Genomic DNA, 23,185 nt, shown 5'->3' with positions numbered 1-23,185 from the left:
GAGGCCGGGGTGCGGGGCCCGGCTACAGGCCCACGTCCCTCCTCCGGGTGTCGTCGAAGGTCTCGCGCCGTACCAGCAGCCGCGCTTGCCCCTCCCGCACCGCCACCACCGGCGGTCGGCCGACCAGGTTGTAGCCCGACGCCATCGACAGGTGGTACGCGCCGGACGCGGGCACCGCGAGCACGTCGCCGGGGCGGAGGTCGGACGGCAGCTCCACGTCCTCCGCCAGGATGTCCCCCGCCTCGCAGTGCCTGCCGACCACCGTCGTCGTACGCATCGGAGCGGCCTGGGGGCGGCCGACGAGACGGACCGTGTAGCGGGCGCCGTACAGGGCGGGGCGCGGGTTGTCGCCCATGCCGCCGTCGACGGCGACGAAGACGTGGCCAGCGGACCGCTTCACGGACAGCACGCGGTACAGGGCGACACCGGCAGGGGCCAGCAGCGAGCGGCCGGGCTCGACGGTCAGCCGGGGCGTCGGGTAGTCGAACTCGGCGCAGGAAGAGGCGAGTTGGCGCGTGATGCTCCGTGCGTACGAGGCGGGTGCGGGGGCCTGGTCGCCCGGCCGGTACGCGACCGCGAACCCGCCGCCGAGGTCCAGTTCGGGCAGGGTGACGCCGAAGCGCTCGCGCAGCCGCGCCAGGAAGGCGATCAGGCGGCGGACTGCCGCTCCGTACGGCTCGGGGTCGGTGATCTGCGAGCCCAAGTGGCAGTGCAGTCCCGTGAGTTGAAGGCGCGGCTGGCCGAGGATGCGGGCCACGGCCGCCTCGGCGTCGCCCGACGCGATCGACAGGCCGAACTTCTGACCCTCGGCCCCGGTACGGATCTTCTTGTGCGCCCCGGCCTCGATGCCCGGCAGCACCCGCACCATGACCTGCTGCGGGCTCGGCCCCTCCACCTGGGCGGCCAGCCGGGCGATCTCGCAGTCCGAGTCGATGACGATCCGGCCCACGCCGAAACGGAGCGCGGTCCGCAGGTCCTGCGGGGACTTGGCGTTGCCGTGCAGCACGATGCGGTCGGGGTCGAAGCCGCGGGTCACCGCGAGTTCCAGCTCCCCGGCCGAGCAGACGTCGAGCCCGAGCCCCTCCTCGCGGACCCAGTCCACGACGGCACGGCACAGGAACGCCTTCGCCGCGTACACGACGTCGGCGTCCGGCAGGGCCCGCCGCCAGGCCCGCGCGCGGTCCCGTACCTCTTGCTCGTCCAGTACGTAGACGGGCGTGCCGAAGCGGTCGGCGAGCTCGGTGAGGGACACGCCCGCGACGGTGAGGTGCCCGCCGGGCGCGGCGGTGGCGGATGCGGGCCAGACGGGGGCTCCGGCGAGGAGGGCGGGGGTGGCCGCCGTACCGGGCGCGGTGGTCTCGGTCTCAGTCGACATGGCTGTGGATTCCTGTCACGGCGAACCAGGGGGCGGGGAGCGGCGGGCGCGGGGCCGACTGCGCTGCCGGGGCGCTGAGTTGGGGATCGACGGTGAGGACCGTCACGCCGAGGGGTGCGGCGAGCGCGCGCAGGGCGGGCTCACCGAGGCGGACCCAGGGCTGGTGCGGGCCGAGGACGCTGCCGAGGCGGGCGGGAGAGGTGAAGCCGACGGCGGTGCGGTGGCCGAGCGGGGTCCGCAGGAAGCGGAGGTGGCGTCCGCCGGCGGATCCGAGACGGACCGGGACGTAGAGGGCGGTGGTGTCGTGCTGTGGCTGCGGCCGCCGCCGGTCGGGTTCGTCGGGGTCCGCGTCGGTGGGGGAGTGGAGGTCGTCCACGGGGGCTCCTCGGGGGGTGGTGTGTGCGGGTTCGCCATGGCGACGTTAGGCGGGGTGGGGCGGGGAGAGGGGCGTCCTGACGTGGTGTTGATTGGGCGGGGGCGGAACTTGATGCGGTGCTGACGGGGCCGGGTGGGGTGGCCGGCTGGGGTTCAGGCCGCCTTCGGCGGGGTCGGGGTGGCCCGCCGCAGGCGAACCCGCACCACCGGGCGGCACCCGGGGCATACGGGGGCCTTACCCCGTGATCCCTAGGGTCGCGCCCATGCCGACTGCGGACAGCGACTGTTACCCCTGCACCCAAGAGGCCCGGTTCCCCGGGCTTCCGCCGCGCGAATGCGTCGCGCACGACGACCACTGGCGCGTCGTGCACGCCTTCAACTCCGCGCTGCCCGGCTGGCTCGTTCTCCTCCCCCGGCGGCACGTCACCGCCGTCCACGACCTCACCGACGCCGAAGCCGCCACCCTCGGACTGTGGCAGGTACGGCTGTCGCGGGCGTTGCGCGCCGTCACCGGGTGTGCGAAGTCGTACGTCGTCCAGTTCGCGGAGGCGGAGGGCTTCGGGCACGTCCACTTCCACGTGGTGGCGCGCATGCCGGATCAGCCCGAGGACCGGCGCGGTCCGGCCGTGTTCGGCTATCTGGGGCACCCCGAGGAGGAGTGGGTCAGCCCGGAGGAGGCCGATGACCTGGCCCGGCGGATCGCCGGGGTGCTCCGGGGCGATGGGTAGGGGAGGAGCCCCGCGCGTCGTGCCGCCACCACCGCCTCCAGCCTCGCCTGTACCCCCAACTTCCGCATGGCCGACCGCAGATACCCCTTCGCCGTCTCCGGCCGCAGGCCCAGCCGCTCGCCCGCCCCCGCGTTCGTCGCCCCCGACGCCACGCACGCCAGCACGTCTTTCCCCAAGCTCTCAACTTCGTTCGAGCAGGGGAGACCCCATCCACGCGGTCTCGGTGGGTCCGGTGAGCAGCCCGCCGAACGCGACCGGGACGCCGGTGACCCGGCGCAGCCGCACCAGCGCCGCCCGCAGTTCGACGGCGTGCGCTCCCGAGGCCGGAGCGAGCCCTCCCGGGCCGGGGGCCGCCGCCTGCGGCAGACCCGCCCCGGACCTGCCGGAAACGTTCCACACGTGCGCTCCCTTTCCACCCCCGTCCGGGGGTAGTGAGATCCAGGCCACTGCCACAGGATGTTAGCGACCATGGTCGACACAGGGAGAGCACGATGCGGACGCCGATGACCATCTCCGACTTCCTCGACCGCGCCGAGCTGGGGTTCGCCTCCAGCCCCGGCGTGATCGACGAGCCCCTACAGCCCGCACCGCCCGTTCCCGCCACCACGTACGGCCGACTCGGCGAGCGGGTGCGCGCCTGGCAGGCCGGGTTCGACGCGCTCGGCGTCGGCGAGGGCGAGCGGATCGCCGTCGTCAGCCACAACTCGGCCCGGCTGCTGGAGCTGTTGTTCGCCGTCCCCATGAGCGGCCGGATCTGCGTGCCGATCAACTTCCGGCTGAAGCCCGAGGAGATCGCCTACATGGTCCGCCAGAGCGGCGCGCGGGTGCTGCTCGTCGACCCCGAACTCGACGAGGCCCTGGCCGGGGTGCGGGCCCGGCACCGTTTCGTACTCGGTGAGCAGACCGACAAGGAACTCATGCGGTACGGAGTCGAGCCGAGGCCCTGGTCGAAGCCCGACGAGAACGCCACCGCGACCATCAACTACACCTCGGGAACCACCGCGCGCCCCAAGGGAGTTCAGCTCACCCACCGCAACATCTGGGTGAACGGACTCACCTTCGGCCTGCACACCCGGGCCTGGGAGCGCGACGTCTACCTGCACACCCTGCCGATGTTCCACTGCAACGGATGGGGGATGCCCTTCGTCATGGCGGGTCTCGGGGCCAAGCAGGTCGTCCTGCGCAAGGTCGACGGCGCGGAGATCCTGCGCCGGGTCGACGAGCACGGCGTCACCCTGATGTGCGGTGCGCCCGCCGTGTGGAACGCGGTCCTGGACGCCGCCGCCACCTGGGACGGCGAGATCCCCGGCCGTGACCGGGTGCGCGTCGTGTGCGCGGGGGCCCCGCCGCCCACCCGCACCATTCAGCGCATGGGTGACGAACTGGGCTGGGAGTTCACTCAGATCTACGGTCTGACCGAGACCTCCCCGCTCCTCACCTTCAACCGCACCCAGCCCGCCGACGACGCACTCCCCGCCGAGGAGCGTGCCCGCAAGCTGTCCAGGGCCGGTGTCCCCGCCCTCGGCGTGAAGATCCAAGTGGCGGACTCCGGTGAGGTGTTGGCCCGCTCCAACGTCGTGCTCGACGCGTACTGGGAGAAGCCCGAGGAGACTGCGGAGGCCCTGGAGGACGGCTGGTTCCACACCGGGGACGGCGGATTCCTCGACAAGAGCGACGGCCACCTCACGATCTCGGACCGCAAGAAGGACGTCATCATCACCGGCGGCGAGAACGTCTCCTCCATCGAGGTCGAGGACACCATCTTCAGCCACCCGGCGGTCGCCGAGGTCGCCGTCATCGGCGTCCCGCACGAGAAGTGGGGCGAGACCATCAAGGCCCTCGTCGTCCTCGCGGAGGGCGTGAGCGCCGACGAGACCGACATCATCGCCCACTGCAAGGAGCGGATCGGCGGCTACAAGGCCCCCACCTCGGTCGAGTTCCGGGCGGAGATCCCGCGCACCGCGACCGGGAAGATCCAGAAGTTCAAGCTGCGCGAGCCCTACTGGTCGGGCCTCGAACGTGAGGTCAACTGACATGCCCCAGCAGCGACTTCTCTCGTACGTGCACGGCACCGGCACGACGCCCCTCCTCGGCGACACCATCGGCGACAACCTCCTGCGCGCGGTGGCGGACTTCCCGGAGCGCGAGGCGCTCGTCGACGTGCCGTCGGGCAGACGCTGGACGTACGCACAACTAGGCTCGGGCGTGGACGAGTTGGCGCGCGGGCTACTCGCGCGGGGCGTTGCCAAGGGTGACCGCGTCGGCATTTGGGCGGTCAACTGCCCGGAGTGGACCCTCCTCCAGTACGCCACCGCGCGCATCGGGGCGATCCTGGTCAACATCAACCCTGCCTACCGCTCACACGAGTTGGCGTACGTCCTCAACCAGGCCGGGGTGTCCGTCCTCGTCGCCTCCCTCACCCACAAGGCCAGCGACTACCGCGCCCTCGCCGAGGAGGCCGCCGACCGCTGCCCCACCCTGCGCTCGGTCCACCACATCGGCGACCCCAGCTGGGACGCCCTCACCGCCGAACTCGCCACACCCAAGCAACTTGACTACCGCGCAGCCGAGTTGACCTGCGACGACCCCATCAACATCCAGTACACGTCGGGCACGACCGGCTTCGCGAAGGGCGCCACCCTCTCCCACCACAACATCCTCAACAACGGCTACTTCGTCGGCGAGAGCCTCGGCTACGACGAACATGACCGCATCTGCCTGCCCGTGCCCTTCTATCACTGCTTCGGCATGGTGATGGGCAACCTCGCCGCCACCTCGCACGGCGCGTGCACGGTCATTCCGGCCCCCTCCTTCGACCCCGCCGCGACCCTGCGCGCGGTCCAGGACGAACGCTGCACCTCCCTCTACGGCGTCCCCACCATGTTCATCGCGGAGCTCAACCTCCCCGACTTCGCCTCGTACGACCTCTCCACCCTCCGCACCGGGATCATGGCCGGATCTCCCTGCCCGGTGGAGGTCATGAAGCGGGTCGTCGCCGAGATGCACATGGCGGAGGTGTCCATCTGTTACGGGATGACCGAGACCTCGCCGGTCTCCACCCAGACCCGCCGCGACGACGACCTGGAACGCCGCACCGGCACCGTCGGCCGGGTCCTGCCGCACCTGGAGGTCAAGGTCGTCGACCCGGCCACGGGTACGACCGTGGAGCGCGGCGCCTCCGGCGAACTCTGCACGCGCGGCTACAGCGTGATGCTCGGCTACTGGGACGAGCCCGACCGCACCGCCGAAGTCGTCGACTCCGGCCGATGGATGCACACGGGCGACCTCGCCACGATGCGCGAGGACGGCTACCTCCAGATCGTCGGCCGGATCAAGGACATGATCATCCGGGGTGGCGAGAACGTGTACCCCCGCGAGATCGAGGAGTTCCTCTACTCCCACCCGAAGATCGCCGACGTCCAGGTGGTCGGCGTCCCCGACGAACGCTACGGCGAGGAGATCCTGGCCTGCGTCGTCCCGCGCGACCCCGCCGACCCGCCGACGCGGGACGAACTCGCCGCGTACTGCGAGGGCAGGCTCGCGCACTACAAGGTGCCGAGGAGGGTGGAGGTGCTGGAGTCCTTCCCGATGACGGTGAGCGGAAAGGTCCGGAAGGTGGAGCTGAGGGAGCGGTACGGGGCTTGACCGGACCCCTTCGGAGGGGGCGGTCGGGGCGCGCCCTGTTAGGGGCGCGGGGAACTGCGCGCCCAGCCACGACGTACTCGCACGGTTGCGGGACTGCCGCGCGGCGAGCGCTTTAGGTGAAGGGGTGGGTCTGGGGCGGCCCGCCGCAGGCGCACCGGGGTGCGGCGCACCCGTGGGGCGAGGTAACGGCGGGCGGCTCCGGGGTGGGCCCGGAGCGAGGGGTGCCGCCCCCTTGCCCGCCCGTTCCGCCCCCGGGGGGCGGCCCCGCCGCCCAAGGAGGCGAGGCGGAAGCCCCGCCGCCCAAGGAGGCGAGGCGAGCCCCGCCGCCCAAGGGGACGAGGCGAGCCCCGCCGCCCAAGGGGACGAGGGAAGGCGGCACCCAAGGGGGCTCGGCGGAAGTGCCGCTCAAGGGCTACTAGGCCCAACGCCCTTGCAGCACGCGGAAGTTGAGTAGATCCCTTACGGGCGCGGTCCGGGGTCTGCCGGATTCCGGTGGGCCGGTTCCGCGGGTCACGATCCAGGTCCCACCGACCTGAGGAGACGTCACCGTGCACACGAACCCCACGCATACCGGCCGAGTCGGACCCCCGCCGCCCCCATGGCGGACCCACCTCGTCGGTGCCACCGCACTCGCGAGCACCTGGGCGTGGAGGCGTCGGCAGCAGTCACCCTACGGACCGCCACCGCCGCCACCACGCCCCCGTACCCGGTGCAGCGCATCGACTGGGAGCCCTGCGGCAAGGACGGTACCGCCGAGTGCGGAAGCCTCCGGGTTCCGGTGGACTGGGCCCGGCCGGACGGCGGGACCTTCGGCCTCGCGGTCGCCCGCCGCAGAGGGACCGGCCCCGGCGCCCGGGTCGGGTCCCTCGTGTTCGGCCCCGGCGGGCCGGGCGACAGCGGGGTGGACGACTACCTGATCTCGCGCACCGTGCCGCCCCGGGGCAGTTCCTGCCCCGCCGTGGAACCGGCCGTGCCGAAGCCCTGACCGACGGTACGGACGGACGCCTCGCGGCGCATGCACACCCTCGGCCAGCGGTCGAGGCCCATCGACGCCTCCTCGGCGACGATCTCCCGCAGGCCGAGGGTGAGTTCGCCGCCATCGAGGGTACGGAAACCCAGGCGGGCGTAGTACGGCGCGTTCCACGGGACCTGCGCGAAGGTGGTCAGGGTCAGCGCCCCGTAGCCGGACTCCCGGTCCAGGCGCTCGATGAGGGCCCGGCCCGCTCCCCGGCGGGCGAGGCGCGGGTGCACCGACACCTGGTCGATGTGCGCCGCCCCGTCCACCTCCTGCCAGATGAGGTACGCGGCCGGAAGGTCCGCCGGGTCCGTGAACACCCAGGCGTGTCCTTGGAGTTGGTACGCGGCGAGCAGGTCGAGCGGCGGCGGTTCGTCGTCCGCGACCTCCGTCATGCCGAGCTCCCGGAACGGCTCACCGGCCGCCCGTTCGATGTCCTGGAGGAGGGGCAGCTCGTCGGCCAGGGCGAGCCGGATGGCGGGGTGCGCCCCGACGGGCACGGGCCGGGTCTGCGGCCGGGGGCGAATTGCTGACATGAGTCGAGTATCGCGCGGGTGGGGGCAAGTGGGCCGGGTCGCGCGTTTTCGCGCCCCGGCCCGCGCCCGTCCCTAGCCGCCCGTTCCCGTACTGCTGCCTACCAGCGCGTCGGCGGCGCGGGTGGCGGGTTTCGGGGTGCCGGTGAGGTCCAGGACGAACAGCGGAACGCCCAGTTCCTCGGCACGGGCGCGGGCCTCGGGCTCGTAACCCGTGAGGGAGAAGAAGACCGGGACCGCCGACGCGTTCAGCCCGTGCAGCCACAGGCACTCCACGTCGCGCAGCGTGGACGGCTGCGTGCGCGGGTCGACCTGGGCGACCAGGCCGGGGGCGCGCAGGTCGATGCCCGAAGCGGGGTGTTCGGGGGACTGGAGGATGCCCCGGAAGCCGAGCCACTTGAGGTAGAGCGCGGCGGCGGTGACGGCGTCCCGGGCGGTGCGGATGGTGAGGGGGCGGAAGGGCGGGCGGGGCGTGCGGGAGCGCTCCCGTACGAGGTCGAGGCCGCCGGAGTCCTCCGCGCGGGACGGGGCTTCGTCCGTACGGGACGAGCCGTCGTCTGTACGGGGCGAGCCGTCGTCCGTATGGGACGAGCCGTCGTCCGCACGGGACAGGGCTTCGCTGGAACGCGACGGTGCGTCCGCACGGGAAGGGGTCTCCTCCGGGCGGACCGGGTGGACCGGTATCCGCAGCACCGCGCCGCAGCCGCAGCCCAGCTCCGGTTGCGGCCACTGGTCGTTGCGCCCGCAGGACGGGCAGCGGACCGTCACCCAGGAGTCCGTCCAGGTGCGGTGCGTGATGGGCTGCGCCGGCGCGCCGCGCTGGAGCGGCGGGGCCAGCGGCGCGCCGCACGCACAGGGGAAGACGGGCGGTTCGTACGCGTGGTCACGGCGGCAGGCGGGGCACCGCACCGGCACGCTGCTTCCCATGGGGCGACCTCCGGGACGTCTCGTCCGGCGGACACGTCCGGCAGCGCGCGACCGGGTGTGAACGCGGGAACACATGAACGACTGATGCGCTGTGTCATTCCATGGTCACACCAACTGTGAAGCCTTGGCAGGCACTTCACGTCTTTTCTGTCGGCGTTTCGATCCGTGGACCTCTCCGCGCCGCCCTCCCGGCCCCCTGTGCACCTCTTTGTGCGGACCTCCACGCGCCGGGCTCCCGATCCGTGGACTCCTCCCTTGACGACGACACCTCGGCATCCTATGTTGCTTCCACATAGCAGAACAGTTATTCCGCATTACGGAAACCCGGCCTGAAGCACAGGAGTGACCCGATGCCCCGTATGACCGCCGCCCTCGCGGCTGTTGAGATCCTCAAGCGCGAAGGTGTCAGCCACGCGTTCGGCGTGCCCGGCGCGGCGATCAACCCCTTCTACAAGGCCCTCCAGGTCGGCGGCGGGATCAAGCACACGCTGGCTCGCCACGTCGAGGGCGCGTCCCACATGGCGGAGGGCTACACCCGCAGCGGCGCCGGGAACATCGGCGTCTGCATCGGTACGTCGGGACCCGCGGGCACCGACATGATCACCGGGCTCTACTCGGCCATCGCGGACTCGATCCCGATCCTGTGCATCACCGGTCAGGCCCCGGTCGCGAAGCTCCACAAGGAGGACTTCCAGGCCGTCGACATCGCGTCGATCGCCAAGCCGGTCACCAAGAAGGCCACCACGGTCCTGGAGGCCGCACAGGTCCCGGGCGTCTTCCAGGAAGCCTTCCACCTGATGCGCTCGGGCCGTCCCGGTCCGGTCCTCATCGACCTGCCGATCGACGTGCAGCTCACCGAGATCGAGTTCGACCCCGAGACGTACCAGCCGCTGCCGGTCTACAAGCCGACCGCGTCCCGCGCCCAGGTCGAGAAGGCGATCGGCCTGTTCCTCGAATCGGCGCGCCCGCTGATCGTCGCCGGTGGCGGCATCATCAATGCCGACGCTTCCGAACTCCTCGTGGAATTCGCCGAGTTGACGGGTACCCCCGTCATCCCGACCCTCATGGGCTGGGGCATCCTGCCCGACGACCACGAGCTGAACGCGGGCATGGTCGGCCTCCAGACCTCGCACCGCTACGGCAACGCGAACTTCCTGGAGTCCGACTTCGTCCTGGGCATCGGCAACCGCTGGGCCAACCGCCACACCGGCGACCTGGCCGTCTACACCGAGGGCCGCACGTTCGTCCACGTCGACATCGAGCCGACCCAGCTCGGCAAGATCTTCGCCCCGGACTACGGGATCGCCTCGGACGCCAAGGCCGCCCTGGAGCTCTTCGTCGAGGTGGCGAAGGAGCTCAAGGCCGCGGGCAAGCTGCCCGACCGCAGCGCGTGGGCCGCGTCCACCCAGGACCGCAAGGCCAAGCTCCAGCGCCGTACGCACTTCGACAACGTGCCGCTGAAGCCGCAGCGCGTGTACGAGGAGATGAACCGCGCCTTCGGCCCCGAGACCCGGTACGTCACCACCATCGGCCTCTCCCAGATCGCGGGCGCGCAGATGCTGCACGTCTACAAGCCGCGCCACTGGATCAACTGCGGCCAGGCGGGCCCGCTCGGCTGGACCATCCCGGCCGCGCTCGGCGTCGCCACCGCCGACCCCGAGGGCCAGGTCGTCGCCCTCTCCGGCGACTACGACTTCCAGTTCATGCTGGAGGAGCTGGCGGTCGGCGCGCAGCACAACATCCCGTACGTCCACGTCCTCGTGAACAACTCCTACCTGGGCCTGATCCGCCAGGCCCAGCGGAACCTGGACATCAACTTCCAGGTCAACCTGGAGTTCGAGAACATCAACTCGCCGGAGCTGGGCGTCTACGGCGTCGACCACGTGAAGGTCGTCGAGGGCCTCGGCTGCAAGGCCATCCGCGTCACCGAGCCCGACCAGCTCCTCCCCGCCTTCGAGGAGGCCAAGAAGCTGGCCGCCGAGTTCCGTGTCCCGGTCGTCGTCGAGGCGATCCTGGAGCGGATCACCAACATCTCGATGAGCGGTGCGGGCATCGACGCCGTCAACGAGTGGGAGGACATCGTGACCGAGCCCGGCCACGCGCCGACCGCCGTGCGGCCGTTCGTGGGTCAGTAGCACCTGGATTGACGTGTACGAGGGGGGCGGACGCCGTGCTGCGGCGACCGGCCCCCTCGGGCGTGCACCCGTCGGGTGCCCGGTGCCGCGTACACCTCGTCCTACCTGAGAGGTACGCGGCAGGTGCCACCTCCTGGGGGACGCAGACGACGGGCGGTGATCCATAAATTCGCTACCGGTGGCAGCAGTTGCCACCGGTACGGAAGGACCACCCGCCATGACGTCGCGTCGCCGCACCATCCGAACCCCGCGCCGGGACCGTGCGCACCGCGACCGTCTGCACCGCGACCGTCTGCGCCGTGGTCTCCTCGCCGCACTCGTCGCCGCCTCCGTCGCCCTTCCGGTGTCCGGCGCGGCCGGGGCCACGGAGATCCCCGCACCCGCCCCGGCGCGGCTGGGCCCGCTGAGTGCCGCCACCTCGGCCGACCTCGCGCAGCGGTACGCCGCCCGGCGCGACGGCATCCGCGCCGCGGCGGACGCCGCCGAGGCCCACGGCTCCCTCAAGCGGGCCGCCGCTCTGCGTCAACTGGCCGACCCTGCGAGGCAGTTCTACTCCTTCGACGGGCGTGACGGAGGGCGCAGCGTCGAGGTGTTCGGCGACCTCGCACGGGCCGACCGGATCGCCGTCCTGGTGCCTGGCGCGGACACCTCCGTCGACCACTACGACCGGCTGCGGAACTCCGCCGAAGCACTGCTGCGGGAGGCCGGGCCCCGTACCGCGGTCGTCGCCTGGGTCGGCTACCGCACTCCCGCCACGGTCAGCACCGACGCCCTCACCGCGGGCCTTGCCCACGGTGCGGCGCGCGAACTCGCGGCGTTCTCGGCCGAGTTGACCGCCTTGCGGCCCGGAGTCCCGGCCTCCTACCTCTGCCACTCCTACGGGGCCGTCGTCTGCACATGGGCCGCCCCTGACCTGGGTGCCACGAACCTCGTCCTCTTCGGCAGCCCGGGCGTCGGCACCGGTGCCGAACGAGCCTCCGACCTCGGCGGCCGCGCCACCGTCTGGGCGGGCCGGGGAAGCGCCGACTGGATCGGCGGCGTTCCGCACGTCTCGCTCGACCTCGGCGTCGCCACCGTCGGCTTCGGTGCGGACCCGGCCGCTCCGGAGTTCGGCGCGCACCCCTTCGACGCGGGCGACAGCGACCACAGCGGCTATCTGAGCCCCGGCTCCGCGTCCCTGGCCCACCTCGCGGACATCGTCACCGGTGCCGTCGTTCCGGGGGGCGCGGTGACCGGCCGTGCGTGAGCGTCGGCCCCTTCCGCGTGCTGAGGCTTCGGCCCACGGGGTCGCCCCGCGCTCTGCGGCTTCGGCCCCCGGAGTCGTTCCGCGCCCCGCAGCCTCCACCCGCGGAATCCTCCCGCGCGCGGCCGCCCTCGCCCACCGCGTCGACGCCGCCACCCCGCCCGGCCGCGACCGCACCGTCGACGCGCTGCGCGCGCTGGCCGTACTCGGCGTCGTCATCGGCCACTGGCTGGTCACCGCGCTCGTCGCCGACACCGGCACCGTCCACGGCACGAGCCCGCTGGTCACTATGCCCCAACTGGCCGCCATCTCCTGGGTGTTCCAGACCCTGTCCGTCTTCTTCCTGGTCGGCGGGTACGTCGCCGCCAAGGGGTACGCCGTCGCCTGTGCCAAGGGCGTCCGCTACCGGGACTGGGCCGCCGCCCGCATGCTCCGGCTCTTCCGCCCGGTCGCCGCCCTGCTCGCCACCTGGGCCTGCGTCTGTGTTGCGATGCTCGCCGCCGGGGTCCGCGTCGACACCGTGACCACCCTCCTGAAGCTGGTGCTCTCGCCGCTCTGGTTCCTGCTGGTCTTCGCCGCGCTCACCGCCGCCACCCCGCTCGTCGCGAAGCTGCACCCGCTGTGGCCGCTCGCCGTCGTCCTGCACGTCGACCTGATCCGGTTCGGCCTCGGCGGGCCCGAAGCGCTCGGCCTGCTCACCATCGGCGCGGGCTGGCTGGTCCCGTACTGTCTGGGCGCACTGTGGGCGCGTGGCGGGCTCCGCCCCCGTACGACCGGACTCGTCCTGCTGCCCTGCGGCGTGCTCGCCACCGCCGCACTGGTCCTCTTCGCGGGCTACCCGGCCTCCATGGTCGGCGTCCCGGGTGCCGCCGTCTCCAACCTCAACCCGCCCACCCTCGCCGCCGTCTGCTTCGGCCTCGCCCAGTGCGGTGCGGCGCTCCTGCTCCTCGAACCGCTCCGCAGGCTCCTGCGCAGGCCCCTGGCCTGGGCGGGTGTCGCCCTGCTGAACCTCTCCGTGATGACCGTCTTCCTCTGGCACCAGACCGCGATGATCGCCGTCACCGCACTCGGCCTGCTCGCGGGCCGCCCGCTCGCCGGGCTGCACACCGCGCCGGAGGGGCCGGGCTGGGTGCTCGCCCGGATCGGCTGGCTGCCGGTGTTCGCGTGCGCGCTGCTGGTGTGCTGGGCGGCGTACCGGACGTACGAGCAGCGGCGCATCGGAGGCGGCCGCGTCGTACAGCAGGGCGCACCTGGGCGGACATCGGTGGAGCACCGTGCGTAGAGCGGCCCCCCGCAGCGACGTGGCCCTCGGCCCAGGGGAACCCGAACCACCCCGGAGCACGCCGAAGGGCGCGGAGTACGGGACCGTCCGTACTCCGCGCCCTGGTTCAGCAAGCGCGGAAGCGTCATGCGCGGAAGCGTCATGCGAAGGAGGCCGCGGTGGGGGCGATGAGCCGACGCGCGCTCCCTCTCTCAGGTCAAGAGGGAGAGACCGTCGGCCTTCACCACCGCACTGGCTCACCCTCCACCGCGGGCCTCGTTCGTGTCCGTACCGCCGGCCACCCCTCATTCGGGCCGACGGCACGGACGGCGGGCGGGGCCTGACCTCCCGTCAGGCCCGTTCCGCTGTCTGTGAGTTACTTGTCGTCGCGCAGGCTGCGCACAGCCTCTTCGACGCGCTTGCCGTACTCCGGGTCGGCCGCGTGGAAGTGCGCGAGGTTCTTCTCGATCACGTCGTCGCGGGAGACCTGCGAGAGGCCACCGGCGATGTTGGCGATCAGGCGGGCCTGCTCGTCGGACGACATCAGGCGGTACAGCTCACCGGCCTGGAAGAAGTGGTCGTCCTTGACGTGCTGGGCGGCGGTGTAGGTGCCGGTCCAGCCGGAGAGCTCGGCCGGGGCGCCCAGCGGGGCGTCCGTCTGGGCGGGACCGTCGTACGAGTTGGGCTCGTAGTTCTTGTCGTGGCGCGTGCCGTAGCGGGTGGCGTAGGAGCCGTCGCGGCCGTAGTTGTCGGCGGGCGCGTTCTTCGGCGCGTTCACCGGCAGCTGGGTGTGATTGACGCCCAGACGGTAGCGGTGCGCGTCCGCGTAGGCGAACATGCGGCCCTGGAGCATCTTGTCCGGGGAGGCCGTGATGCCGGGGACGAAGTTGTTCGGCGAGAACGCGGCCTGCTCGACCTCGGCGAAGACGTTGTCCGGGTTGCGGTCGAGGACCAGCCGTCCCACGCGCTGGAGCGGGTAGTCCGCGTGCGGCCACACCTTCGTGACGTCGAAGGGGTTGAAGCGGTAGTCCGCGGCCTCGGCGGCGGGCATGATCTGGACGTAGAGGGTCCAGGACGGGTTGACGCCGCGCTCGATGGCCTGGAGCAGGTCCGTCTGGTGCGAGTTGGCGTCCTTGCCCGCGATCTCCGCGGCCTGGTCCGACGACAGCGAGCGGATGCCCTGGTTCGTCTTGAAGTGGTACTTGACGAAGAACGCCTCGCCCTCGGCGTTCGTCCACTGGTAGGTGTGCGAGCCGTAGCCGTTCATGTGACGGTACGAGGCGGGGATGCCCCGGTCGCCCATCAGCCAGGTGATCTGGTGCGTGGCCTCGGGGGCGTACGCCCAGAAGTCCCAGACGTTGTCCGGCTCCTGCTTGCCCGTGAAGGGGTCGCGCTTCTGCGAGTGGATGAAGTCGGGGAACTTGATCGGGTCCTTGATGAAGAACACCGGGGTGTTGTTGCCGACGAGGTCGTAGTTGCCCTCTTCGGTGTAGAACTTCAGCGCGAAACCGCGCGGGTCGCGGACCGCGTCCGCGCCACCGAGGTTGTCCGCGACGGTGGAGAAGCGGATGAACGTCTCGGTCCGCTTGCCGACCTCGGAGAGGAAGTCCGCGCGGGTGAAGCCGGTGACGTCGTCGGTGACCTCGAAGTAGCCGTACGCACCGGAACCTCGGGCGTGCACGACACGCTCCGGGATGCGCTCACGGTTGAATCGGGCGAGCTTCTCCAGCAGGTGCTGGTCCTGGAGGAGGAGAGGGCCACCGACACCGGCGGAGGCGGAATTCTGGTTGTCGGCGACCGGGGCGCCTGACTCGGTCGTGAGCACACGCTTCGACATGGTGACCTTGGGACCTTCCTGCGGGATCTGCTGGCGGCGTGAGGAGCGTAAGTACGCGGAGAACGCGGCGTCAACAGTTTGTTGAATTTAAGAGTGGAGCACGTGTGAGACCCGGGCCGCGGCAGCGCCTGGGCGCGACAGGACAGGTGTCAGCGCTGCCGCAGCCCGGAGTTTGGGGGCGGCTTCAAGGAAGGAACAATCAAGAAGCCGCAGGTCAGGCCGTTAGGCCCGAGGGATCAGACCTGCTGGCCGGACAGGCGCTCGACGGCGCGCAGCAGGGCAGAGTGGTCCAGACCGCCGTCGCCCTGGGCGCGCAGCGAGGCGACCAGCTGGGCGACGACCGCGCCGACGGGGAGCGCCGCACCGACATTGCGGGCGGCGTCGGTGACGATGCCCATGTCCTTGTGGTGCAGGTCGATCCGGAAACCGGGCGCGAAGTCGCGGTTGAGGAAGTTGTCCTTCTTGCGGGTCAGCACGGTCGAACCGGCCAGGCCGCCGTTGAGGACGTCCAGGGCGGCGGCCAGGTCCACGCCGGACTTCTCCAGGAAGACCACGGCCTCGGCGCACGCCTGGATGTTGACCGCCACGATGAGCTGGTTGGCGGCCTTCACCGTCTGGCCCGAACCGTGCGGACCGCACAGCACGATGGTCTTGCCGAGGGCCTCAAGGATCGGCTTGGCTGAGTCGAAGTCCGCCTGCTCGCCGCCGACCATAATGGACAGCACGGCCTCGATCGCACCGGCCTCGCCGCCGGACACCGGGGCGTCCAGGACGCGCAGGCCCTTCTCGGCGGCGGCCTTCGCCAGGTCGACCGACGTCTGCGGGGTGATCGAGGACATGTCGATCAGCAGCGCGCCGGACTTGGCGTTCTCCAGGATGCCGTCCTCGCCATAGGCGATGGCCTCGACCTGGGGGGAGGCGGGCACCATCGTGATGATGACGTCGGCGTCCTTGACGGCCTCGGCGATCGAGGACGCGCCCTTGCCGCCCGAGGCGACCAGGCGGTCGATCTTCGCCTGCTCCAGGGTGAACCCGGTGACGTCGTAACCGGCCTTCAGCAGGTTCTCGGACATGGGGGAGCCCATGATGCCGAGGCCGATGAAACCGATCGCGGGGCGGGTCGGGCGGGAGCTGTCAGCAAGGGTGCTCATGAGGGTACTGCCTCTCTGAAAAACCGTGTCAAGAAGTTCAGTTGACGCATCGTCGGGGCTTACGTCCGACGCGTCGGGGCGCTACGTGGCGGCGCGGGCCGACCGGTCGAGCCAGTCGAAGGACTCCGCGCTCGGCCGGTCGCCCGGCTTGTACTCCAGGCCGACCCAGCCCTCGTAGCCGGCCTTCTTCAGGCGGTCCAGGAGGGCGCCGAGGTCGAGGTCGCCGGTGCCCGGCGCGCCTCGGCCCGGGTTGTCGGCGATCTGCACGTGGCCGGTCTTGTCGGCGTACGCGTCGATCACCTCGTCGAGGTTCTCGCCGTTCATCGACAGGTGGTAGAGGTCGAGGAGGAACTTGGCGTTGCCGAGCCCCGTCGCCCTGTTCACCTTGTCGACGACCTCGATCGCGGAGGGCGCGCTCACCAGCGGGTAGAGCGGCGACTCCGGCTTGTTGAGGGCCTCGATCAGGAGGATCGCGCCGACGCGGTCGGCGGCGCGGGCGGCCAGGACGAGGTTCTCCAGCGCCAGGGTGTCCTGGATCTGGGCGTCCACGCCCTCGACGCGATTGCCGTAGAGCGCGTTGAGCGCCGTGCAGCCGACCGAGGCGGCGAAGTCCGCGGCCACCTCGATGTTGGCGCGGAAGCGGTCCGACTCCTCGCCGGGTACGGAGAGCGCACCCCGGTCCGGGCCGGGCAGCTGCCCGGCGTAGAAGTTCAGGCCCACGAGCTGGGTGCCGGCGTCGTCGAGCGCCTTCTTGAGGGCGTCGAGCTCCGACTGGTCGGGGGTCGGGGTCTCGATCCAGGGCCACCACAGCTCGACCGCCGTGAAGCCTGCCTCGGCGGCGGCCGCCGGGCGCTCCAGGAGCGGGAGTTCCGTGAAGAGGATCGAGAGGTTCACATCGAAGCGGTGGTCCGAGGCGGCGACTTCTGAAGAGCGGGCCATGAGGTTTCCGGCGCTCCTTCCGTATTGCGGAAGTTGTTTTCTGCTTGATGGAAGGTTGCAGCCGGTCCCGAGCACTTGTCAAGAGGGGCTCCCGGATTTCGCGCTCGTCGCAGTAGGTTGTGCGCGTGCGATTGAGAGTGGAGTTCACGACCGAGCCCTTCGATCTCGACGAGGCGCCGCCGCATGCGGTGGCGGCCCGTGAGGTGATCCAGGTGGCCGAGCTGGACGCCGTCGACGTGGGCCCCTTCGGCAATACGGCGGAGGGCGGTGCCGACGCCGTGCTCACCGCCGTGGACGCGCTGCTGCGCACGTCCCTCGCCGCCGGGGCCACCCGCGTCTCGTTGCAGGTCAATGTGATCGGGGAGGGCGAGCAGTGACGGAACCCGGGGACCACCCACTGGTCACGGCGGTCAAACCGCTCGTCGACGCGATGGGGGCCGAGTTGCTGGAGCCGGGCCTCGCGGGCCAGGACGACGTACTGCTCGCCTGGGAGGGCGAGGACGTCATCGCCGTACGGCTGCCCCAGCTCTCGGACTCCCTCGACCGCATCCTCGCGGCGCTGGAACGGAGGCACGGCATGCCGCTGGCCGAGCTGGACCGCAAGGCCAAGCAGGCGGTCGTACGGACCCTGGAGGCGCGCGGTGCGTTTTCCGTGCGGCACGGTGTGGAGACGGTGGCGGGGGCGCTCGGTGTCTCGCGCTTCACCATTTACAACTACCTCAACAGGGAAAACACCCCCAAGGGGGACTAGTTGACCCTCCCGTGGCCCCATCCCGGGCCTCGTTTGATCGATCATTTTTAGTCGCCGCCGTCCCCGCCGGGGGGCGGCGGCTTTTGTCTTCGCGAACTTTCAACAAACTGTTGACGTCCAGTTGTTGAGGGCGTTAGCTATGCGCAGCCCGTCCAGCACAAGGCCACGGAGGCTCCCGTGACTTCGGTCCAGACACCGGGCCTCACCCGGTTCAACACCCTCTCCGAGAGCGCGGCCCAGGCCGAACTCCACGAGGTGTGTGCCAGCTCGGCGTGGGGGAGCAAGCTCACCGCTCAGCGCCCGTACGCCTCCGCCGAAGAACTGTTTCTCGCCAGTGACGCCGCGCTCGCGGAACTCACCGCCGAGGACCTGTCCGAGGCAATGGCGGGACACCCGCCGATCGGTCGCCCGAAGCCCGGAGACCCGACCTCCTCCCGCGAGCAGCGGGGCATGGCCGGAGCCTCCGAGGAACTCAAGGCGGAGATGCTCGAACTGAACCTGGCGTACCAGGAGAAGTTCGGACATGTCTTCCTGATCTGTGCGACCGGCGCCACCGGAGAGCAGATGCGCGACGCGGTGCGTGAGCGGAGCGGCAACTCGCCCGAGACGGAGCGGGAAATCGTCCGCACCGAACTGGGCAAGATCAACCGCATCCGGCTGACCCGCCTCGTGGAATCCCCCGCGGATTCAGGAGAAGAGAACTGAGATGAGTACCGCAACCACCGCCTCGGTGTCCACGCACATCCTGGACACCAGCATCGGCCGCCCCGCCGAGGGCGTCGCCATCACGCTCACCGCCCGCAGCGGCGCTGACGCCGACTGGGTGACGCTCGGCGGTTCGAAGACCGACGCGGACGGGCGCTGCAAGGACCTCCCGGCCCTGCCGGAGGGAACGACCCACGTCCGGCTCGACTTCGAGACCGAGACCTACTTCGTAAGCAAGAGCAAGACCGAAGCCGAGGCTCAGCAGGACGCCCCCCGCGTAAGGGACAGCGGCGCGTTCTTCCCGGAAGTGGCGATCACCTTCGCCGTCGTACCGGGCGAACACTTCCACGTACCGCTGCTGCTCAACCCGTTCGGCTACTCCGTATACCGAGGGAGCTAGCACTGATGCCCACCATTCTCGGCCAGAACCAGTACGGCAAAGCAGAGAACCGCGTCGTCAAGATCACGCGGGACGGCGACACCCACCACATCAAGGACCTGAACGTCTCGGTCGCCCTCTCCGGCGACATGGACGACGTCCACTACTCCGGCTCGAACGCCAACGTCCTGCCGACCGACACCACCAAGAACACGGTGTACGCGTTCGCCAAGGAATTCGGCATCGAGTCCGCCGAGCAGTTCGGCATCCACCTCGCCCGTCACTTCGTGACGACGCAGGAGCCGATCAAGAAGGCGCGCATCCGGATCGAGGAGTACTCCTGGGAGCGCATCGCGACCTCGGACAACAACTCGAAGTTCATCGGGTCCGACGAGGTCAACCACTCCTTCGCCCGCAAGGGCCAGGAGCTGCGCACCACCCAGATCACCTTCGACGGAACGAACTGGGAGGTCATATCCGGCCTCAAGGACCTCACCGTCATGAACTCCACCAACTCGGAGTTCTGGGGTTACGTCAAGGACAAGTACACGACGCTGAAGGAGGCGTACGACCGCATCCTGTGCACCGACGTCTCCGCCGCCTGGCGCTACAACTGGACCAGCGACGACGACCGGATGCCCAACTGGGAGAAGTCGTACGAGCAGGCCAAGAAGCACATCCTCCAGGCGTTCGCCGAGACGTACTCGCTCTCCCTCCAGCAGACGCTGTACCAAATGGGTTCGCGGGTCATCAACAGCCGGAGCGAGATCGACGAGATCCGCTTCTCGCTGCCCAACAACCACCACTTCCTGGTCGACCTCGAACCGTTCGGTCTGAAGAACGACAACGAGGTCTATTTCGCCGCCGACCGCCCGTACGGCCTCATTGAGGCGACCATCCTGCGGGACGGAGTCGAGCCGCAGATCCCGGTCGACATGACCAACCTCTGACGCGGTCGGTCCTCACCGGCCACCTCTGACGCGGTCACGGCCGCGCCGTCCCCCAGCCCCGCCAGGCGGGGGACGGCGCCTCGGACCGGAGGGAACGAACATTCATGGCACAGCCAGCAAAGGGGCCGGCAGCAGAAGGCCCGTGTTCTGCCCAGACGCCCGAGCCTGCCCGGACGCCCGAGCCTGCCCAGACGCCCGAGCCTGCCCAGCAGGACGAGTCCGCCGCTGACGCCGACTCGACGTCCCTCGGAAAGCCGGTCGATCTCCTCGATCCCGTGCACCCGGTGGACGAGAAGCTCCCCGCCAAGCGGCTCGTCCCCGCCGCGCTCCAGCACATCGCCGCCATGTACGCGGGCGTCGTCACCCCTCCGCTCATCATCGGCCAGGCCGTCGGCCTGGACGCCGCCGGGATGACCCGGCTGATCGCCGCCAGCCTGCTGATCGCGGGCCTCGCCACGATCCTCCAGACGATCGGCGTGGCCAGGTTCGCCGGAAACCGGCTCCCCTTCGTCAACGCCGCCTCCTCCGCCGGTATCGCCCCGATGCTCGCCATCGCGGAGACCAGCGCCCCCGGCCACCAACTCCCGGCCATCTACGGCGCGGTGATGGTCGCCGGTGTCTTCTGTCTCGCCGTCGGACCCTTCTTCGGCAAGCTCCTGCGCTTCTTCCCGCCGCTCGTCACCGGCGTCGTGATCACGCTCATCGGCGTGACGCTGATGCCCGTGCCCGTCGCCTGGGCGCAGGGCGGCAACAAGGACGCCGCCGACTTCGGCGACATGAAGTACCTGGCGCTCGCCGCCTTCACGCTCGTCGTGATCCTGATGATCCAGCGCTTCGGCACCGGCTTCGTCAAGCAAGTCGCCCTGCTGCTCGGCATGTTGATCGGCACGCTCGCGGCCGTCCCCTTCGGGCTCGCCGACTTCAGCGGCCTCAAAGACGCCCCGATCGCCGCCCTGCCCACTCCCTTCGCCTTCGGCGCCCCCGAGTTCCAGCCCGCCGCGATCCTCTCGCTGTGCATCGTGATGCTGGTCCTGATGACCGAGTCCTCGGCCGGGATGCTCGCCCTCGGCAAGATCTGCGAACGCGACTGCGACGGCAGGACCATCACCCGCGGCCTGCGCACCGACGGCATCGCCACGCTCGTCGGCCCCGTCTTCGGCGGTTTCCCGACCAGCGCCTTCGCGCAGAACGTCGGCGTCGTCACCCTGACCCGCGTACGCAGCCGGTACGTCGTCGCCGTCGCCGGTGGTGCGCTGCTCTTCCTCGGCGCGTTCCCGGTACTCGGCGCGGTCGTCTCCATGGTGCCGATGCCCGTACTCGGCGGCGCCGGGATCGTCCTCTTCGGCTCGATCGCCGTCAGCGGCATCCGTACCCTCTCCGAAGCCGGACTCGACGACAGCTCGAACATCATCCTCGTGGCGGTGGCACTCGGCGCGGGCATCATCCCGCTCGCGGCACCCACCTTCTACGCGGACTTCCCCGCCTGGGCACAGACCGTCCTGGGCTCCGGCATCAGCGCCGGGGCACTCGTCGCGGTCCTGCTCAATCTCTTCTTCCACCACCTCGGCACCCAGGGCCGTCGCACTCCAGCGGCGACCGTGGCACTCAAATCCTCCTAGGGTCCTGCCGTGCCCGATCGTCACAGAGGTAAAGGAAGCAGCCCCATGGCAGCACCGGCAGCAAAAGCTTCGCGCACGGACAGCTCACGGAACGACGTCTCCCGCATCGTCATCGAGAACTGCGCGATCGCGACCGTCGACGCCAACGACACGGAATACGCGTCGGGACACGTCGTCGTCGCGGGCAACCGGATCGAGTCCATCGGATCGGGCACGGCGCCCGCAGACCTCACGGGCGTGGTCCGCCGCATCGACGGCACCGGCCACCTCGTCACTCCCGGCCTGATCAACACGCACCACCACTTCTACCAGTGGATCACCCGGGGCCTGGCCACCGACCACAACCTCTTCGACTGGCTCACCGCGCTCTACCCCACCTGGGCGCGGATCGACGAGCAGATGGTGACGGCGGCGGCCCGGGGCTCCCTGGCGATGATGGTCCGCGGCGGCGTCACCACCGCCATGGACCACCACTACGTCTTCCCCCGCGGCTCCGGCGACCTCTCCTCGGCGATCATCGGTGCGGCGAAGAACATGGGCGTACGTTTCACCCTCGCGCGGGGCTCCATGGACCGGGGCGAATCCGACGGGGGTCTGCCGCCGGACTTCGCGATCGAGACGACAGAGGGCGCGCTCGCCGCCACCGAGGCCACGGTCGACCAGCACCACGACGCGTCCTTCGACTCCATGACCCAGGTCGCCGTCGCACCCTGCTCGCCCTTCTCCGTTTCCACCGAACTCATGCGCCAGGGCGCGGAGTTGGCCCGCCGCAAGGGCGTCCGACTGCACACCCACGGCAGCGAGACGGTGGAGGAGGAGAAGTTCTGCCACGAGCTGTTCGGCATGGGCCCCACCGACTACTTCGAGTCGACGGGCTGGCTCGGCAGCGACGTGTGGATGGCCCACTGCGTCCACATGAACGACTCCGACATCGCCGCCTTCGCCCGTACGGGAACCGGCGTCGCGCACTGCCCCTCCTCCAACGCCCGCCTCGCCGCAGGCATCGCCCGGGTCCCCGACCTGCTCCGGGCGGGCGTACCCGTCGGCCTCGGCGTCGACGGCACGGCCTCCAACGAGTCCGGCGAACTCCACACCGAGCTGCGCAACGCGCTCCTCATCAACCGCCTCAGTGCCGAGCACCGCGAGCGGGCCCTCAATGCCCGCCAGGCCCTGCGCCTCGGCACCTACGGAGGCGCCCAAGTCCTGGGCCGCGCGGCGGAGATCGGCTCGCTCGAAGCCGGGAAGCTCGCGGACCTGGTGATGTGGAGGATCGACGGCCTCGGCCACTCCACCATCGCCGACCCGGTCACCGCCATCGTCTTCGGCGCGGCGGCGCCGGTCACCCTGTCCCTGATCAACGGCGAACCCGTCGTCGAGGACAACCACCTGACCACGGTGGACGAGGAAGCCATCGCCCGCAGTGCGCGGGACGAGGCGCAGCGCCTGGCGCGGGTCGCCGCGCAGCCGCGCTGACGCCGATCACCTCGTACCACCGACCCCCCCCCGCACAGGGGAGCGAAACCCCTTGAACACAAGGGGACTTGAGAATTCCGGCCGGGAGGGACGGCTCCCGGCCGGAACTGAGCAGCCGAGCGGGCTGCTCAGGAGCCGTTCCCG

General features: G+C 70.6%; 21 protein-coding genes and 2 pseudogenes. 14 read left to right on the top strand and 9 right to left on the bottom strand.

Going from position 1 to position 23,185, the window contains the following annotated elements:
• Positions 1 to 22 precede the first annotated feature (22 nt).
• Both lysA and OG897_RS18005 read right to left on the bottom strand, forming a co-directional pair.
• The gene (gene lysA, locus OG897_RS18010; protein WP_266658027.1) at positions 23 to 1,375 is read right to left on the bottom strand and encodes a diaminopimelate decarboxylase; all 1,353 of its coding nucleotides are present in this window, start codon (positions 1,373 to 1,375) and stop codon (positions 23 to 25) included.
• A complete protein-coding gene (locus OG897_RS18005; protein WP_266658025.1) occupies positions 1,365 to 1,751 on the bottom strand; it encodes an SAV_915 family protein in 387 nt (128 codons plus the stop codon). Before OG897_RS18005 ends, lysA begins: the two co-directional genes overlap by 11 nt.
• Positions 1,752 to 2,013: 262 nt before the next feature.
• Between OG897_RS18005 and OG897_RS18000 the strand changes: the two genes are divergently transcribed.
• The gene (locus tag OG897_RS18000; protein WP_266658023.1) at positions 2,014 to 2,478 is read left to right on the top strand and encodes an HIT family protein; all 465 of its coding nucleotides are present in this window, start codon (positions 2,014 to 2,016) and stop codon (positions 2,476 to 2,478) included.
• Here OG897_RS18000 and OG897_RS17995 read toward each other — a convergent pair.
• Positions 2,478 to 2,645 (bottom strand): annotated as a pseudogene (locus tag OG897_RS17995) (response regulator transcription factor); the annotation flags it as partial. The gene OG897_RS18000 and the pseudogene OG897_RS17995 sit on opposite strands and share 1 nt — an antisense overlap.
• Positions 2,646 to 2,658: 13 nt before the next feature.
• Positions 2,659 to 2,877 carry a hypothetical protein gene (locus tag OG897_RS17990; protein ID WP_266658021.1) on the bottom strand — a complete coding sequence of 73 codons (219 nt, stop codon included), beginning with the start codon at positions 2,875 to 2,877 and terminating at the stop codon, positions 2,659 to 2,661.
• A gap of 92 nt (positions 2,878 to 2,969) precedes the next feature.
• Here OG897_RS17990 and OG897_RS17985 point away from each other — a divergent pair, with 92 nt between their 5' ends.
• The 3 genes and pseudogenes from OG897_RS17985 to OG897_RS17975 all read left to right on the top strand — a co-directional run.
• Complete coding sequence (locus OG897_RS17985; RefSeq protein WP_266658019.1) at positions 2,970 to 4,511, top strand: AMP-binding protein; 1,542 nt, start codon at positions 2,970 to 2,972, stop codon at positions 4,509 to 4,511.
• A 1-nt stretch (position 4,512) separates the two neighbouring features.
• Positions 4,513 to 6,123, top strand: coding sequence for an AMP-binding protein (locus OG897_RS17980; RefSeq protein ID WP_266658017.1), 1,611 nt, complete (start codon positions 4,513 to 4,515; stop codon positions 6,121 to 6,123).
• 739 nt (positions 6,124 to 6,862) lie between these two features.
• A pseudogene (locus OG897_RS17975) lies at positions 6,863 to 7,030 on the top strand (alpha/beta hydrolase); the annotation flags it as partial.
• A 2-nt stretch (positions 7,031 to 7,032) separates the two neighbouring features.
• Here the strand turns inward: OG897_RS17975 and OG897_RS17970 are convergent.
• The gene (locus OG897_RS17970; protein ID WP_266658015.1) at positions 7,033 to 7,674 is read right to left on the bottom strand and encodes a GNAT family N-acetyltransferase; all 642 of its coding nucleotides are present in this window, start codon (positions 7,672 to 7,674) and stop codon (positions 7,033 to 7,035) included.
• A 72-nt stretch (positions 7,675 to 7,746) separates the two neighbouring features.
• Positions 7,747 to 8,598 carry a hypothetical protein gene (locus tag OG897_RS17965; RefSeq protein ID WP_266658013.1) on the bottom strand — a complete coding sequence of 284 codons (852 nt, stop codon included), beginning with the start codon at positions 8,596 to 8,598 and terminating at the stop codon, positions 7,747 to 7,749.
• 350 nt (positions 8,599 to 8,948) lie between these two features.
• On the opposite strand from OG897_RS17965, the gene gcl reads away from it, so the two are divergent.
• The 3 genes from gcl (at position 8,949) to OG897_RS17950 (ending at position 13,258) form a co-directional block, all read left to right on the top strand.
• The gene (gcl, locus tag OG897_RS17960) at positions 8,949 to 10,733 is read left to right on the top strand and encodes a glyoxylate carboligase (RefSeq protein WP_266658011.1); all 1,785 of its coding nucleotides are present in this window, start codon (positions 8,949 to 8,951) and stop codon (positions 10,731 to 10,733) included.
• A gap of 217 nt (positions 10,734 to 10,950) precedes the next feature.
• Entirely contained in the window at positions 10,951 to 11,979 is a 1,029-nt protein-coding gene (locus OG897_RS17955; protein WP_266658009.1) for an alpha/beta hydrolase, read from the top strand.
• A gap of 106 nt (positions 11,980 to 12,085) precedes the next feature.
• A complete protein-coding gene (locus OG897_RS17950) occupies positions 12,086 to 13,258 on the top strand; it encodes an acyltransferase (protein WP_266660263.1) in 1,173 nt (390 codons plus the stop codon).
• Between the two features lie 355 nt (positions 13,259 to 13,613).
• Here the strand turns inward: OG897_RS17950 and OG897_RS17945 are convergent, their stop codons facing one another.
• The 3 genes from OG897_RS17945 to OG897_RS17935 all read right to left on the bottom strand — a co-directional run bounded on the left by OG897_RS17945 (position 13,614) and on the right by OG897_RS17935 (position 17,164).
• On the bottom strand, positions 13,614 to 15,074 hold the full coding sequence (locus OG897_RS17945) for a catalase (protein ID WP_266658007.1): 1,461 nt from the start codon (positions 15,072 to 15,074) through the stop codon (positions 13,614 to 13,616).
• Positions 15,075 to 15,310: 236 nt separating this feature from the next.
• The gene (locus OG897_RS17940) at positions 15,311 to 16,225 is read right to left on the bottom strand and encodes a 2-hydroxy-3-oxopropionate reductase (RefSeq protein ID WP_266658005.1); all 915 of its coding nucleotides are present in this window, start codon (positions 16,223 to 16,225) and stop codon (positions 15,311 to 15,313) included.
• 81 nt (positions 16,226 to 16,306) lie between these two features.
• Positions 16,307 to 17,164, bottom strand: a complete 858-nt coding sequence (locus tag OG897_RS17935) for a TIM barrel protein (protein WP_266658003.1) — start codon at positions 17,162 to 17,164, stop codon at positions 16,307 to 16,309.
• A 125-nt stretch (positions 17,165 to 17,289) separates the two neighbouring features.
• Between OG897_RS17935 and OG897_RS17930 the strand changes: the two genes are divergently transcribed.
• The 7 genes from OG897_RS17930 (at position 17,290) to OG897_RS17900 (ending at position 23,041) form a co-directional block, all read left to right on the top strand.
• Complete coding sequence (locus OG897_RS17930; RefSeq protein WP_266658001.1) at positions 17,290 to 17,541, top strand: hypothetical protein; 252 nt, start codon at positions 17,290 to 17,292, stop codon at positions 17,539 to 17,541.
• Positions 17,538 to 17,915 (top strand): helix-turn-helix domain-containing protein, encoded by a 378-nt coding sequence (locus OG897_RS17925; RefSeq protein ID WP_266657999.1) that lies wholly within the window; start codon positions 17,538 to 17,540, stop codon positions 17,913 to 17,915. The genes OG897_RS17930 and OG897_RS17925 overlap by 4 nt, the downstream gene beginning before the upstream one ends.
• Positions 17,916 to 18,092: 177 nt before the next feature.
• Positions 18,093 to 18,620, top strand: coding sequence for a 2-oxo-4-hydroxy-4-carboxy-5-ureidoimidazoline decarboxylase (gene uraD / locus OG897_RS17920; protein ID WP_266657997.1), 528 nt, complete (start codon positions 18,093 to 18,095; stop codon positions 18,618 to 18,620).
• A 1-nt stretch (position 18,621) separates the two neighbouring features.
• A complete protein-coding gene (uraH, locus tag OG897_RS17915; protein ID WP_266657995.1) occupies positions 18,622 to 19,020 on the top strand; it encodes a hydroxyisourate hydrolase in 399 nt (132 codons plus the stop codon).
• A gap of 5 nt (positions 19,021 to 19,025) precedes the next feature.
• Entirely contained in the window at positions 19,026 to 19,949 is a 924-nt protein-coding gene (gene pucL, locus OG897_RS17910; RefSeq protein ID WP_266657993.1) for a factor-independent urate hydroxylase, read from the top strand.
• A gap of 104 nt (positions 19,950 to 20,053) precedes the next feature.
• The gene (locus OG897_RS17905; protein ID WP_266657991.1) at positions 20,054 to 21,568 is read left to right on the top strand and encodes a nucleobase:cation symporter-2 family protein; all 1,515 of its coding nucleotides are present in this window, start codon (positions 20,054 to 20,056) and stop codon (positions 21,566 to 21,568) included.
• A gap of 45 nt (positions 21,569 to 21,613) precedes the next feature.
• Complete coding sequence (locus tag OG897_RS17900; protein WP_266657989.1) at positions 21,614 to 23,041, top strand: 8-oxoguanine deaminase; 1,428 nt, start codon at positions 21,614 to 21,616, stop codon at positions 23,039 to 23,041.
• Positions 23,042 to 23,185 lie beyond the last annotated feature (144 nt).

The organism is Streptomyces sp. NBC_00237, assembly GCF_026342435.1.
In the GTDB taxonomy this organism is placed as follows: domain Bacteria; phylum Actinomycetota; class Actinomycetes; order Streptomycetales; family Streptomycetaceae; genus Streptomyces.
This window is presented reverse-complemented; position numbering and strand designations above follow the sequence as displayed.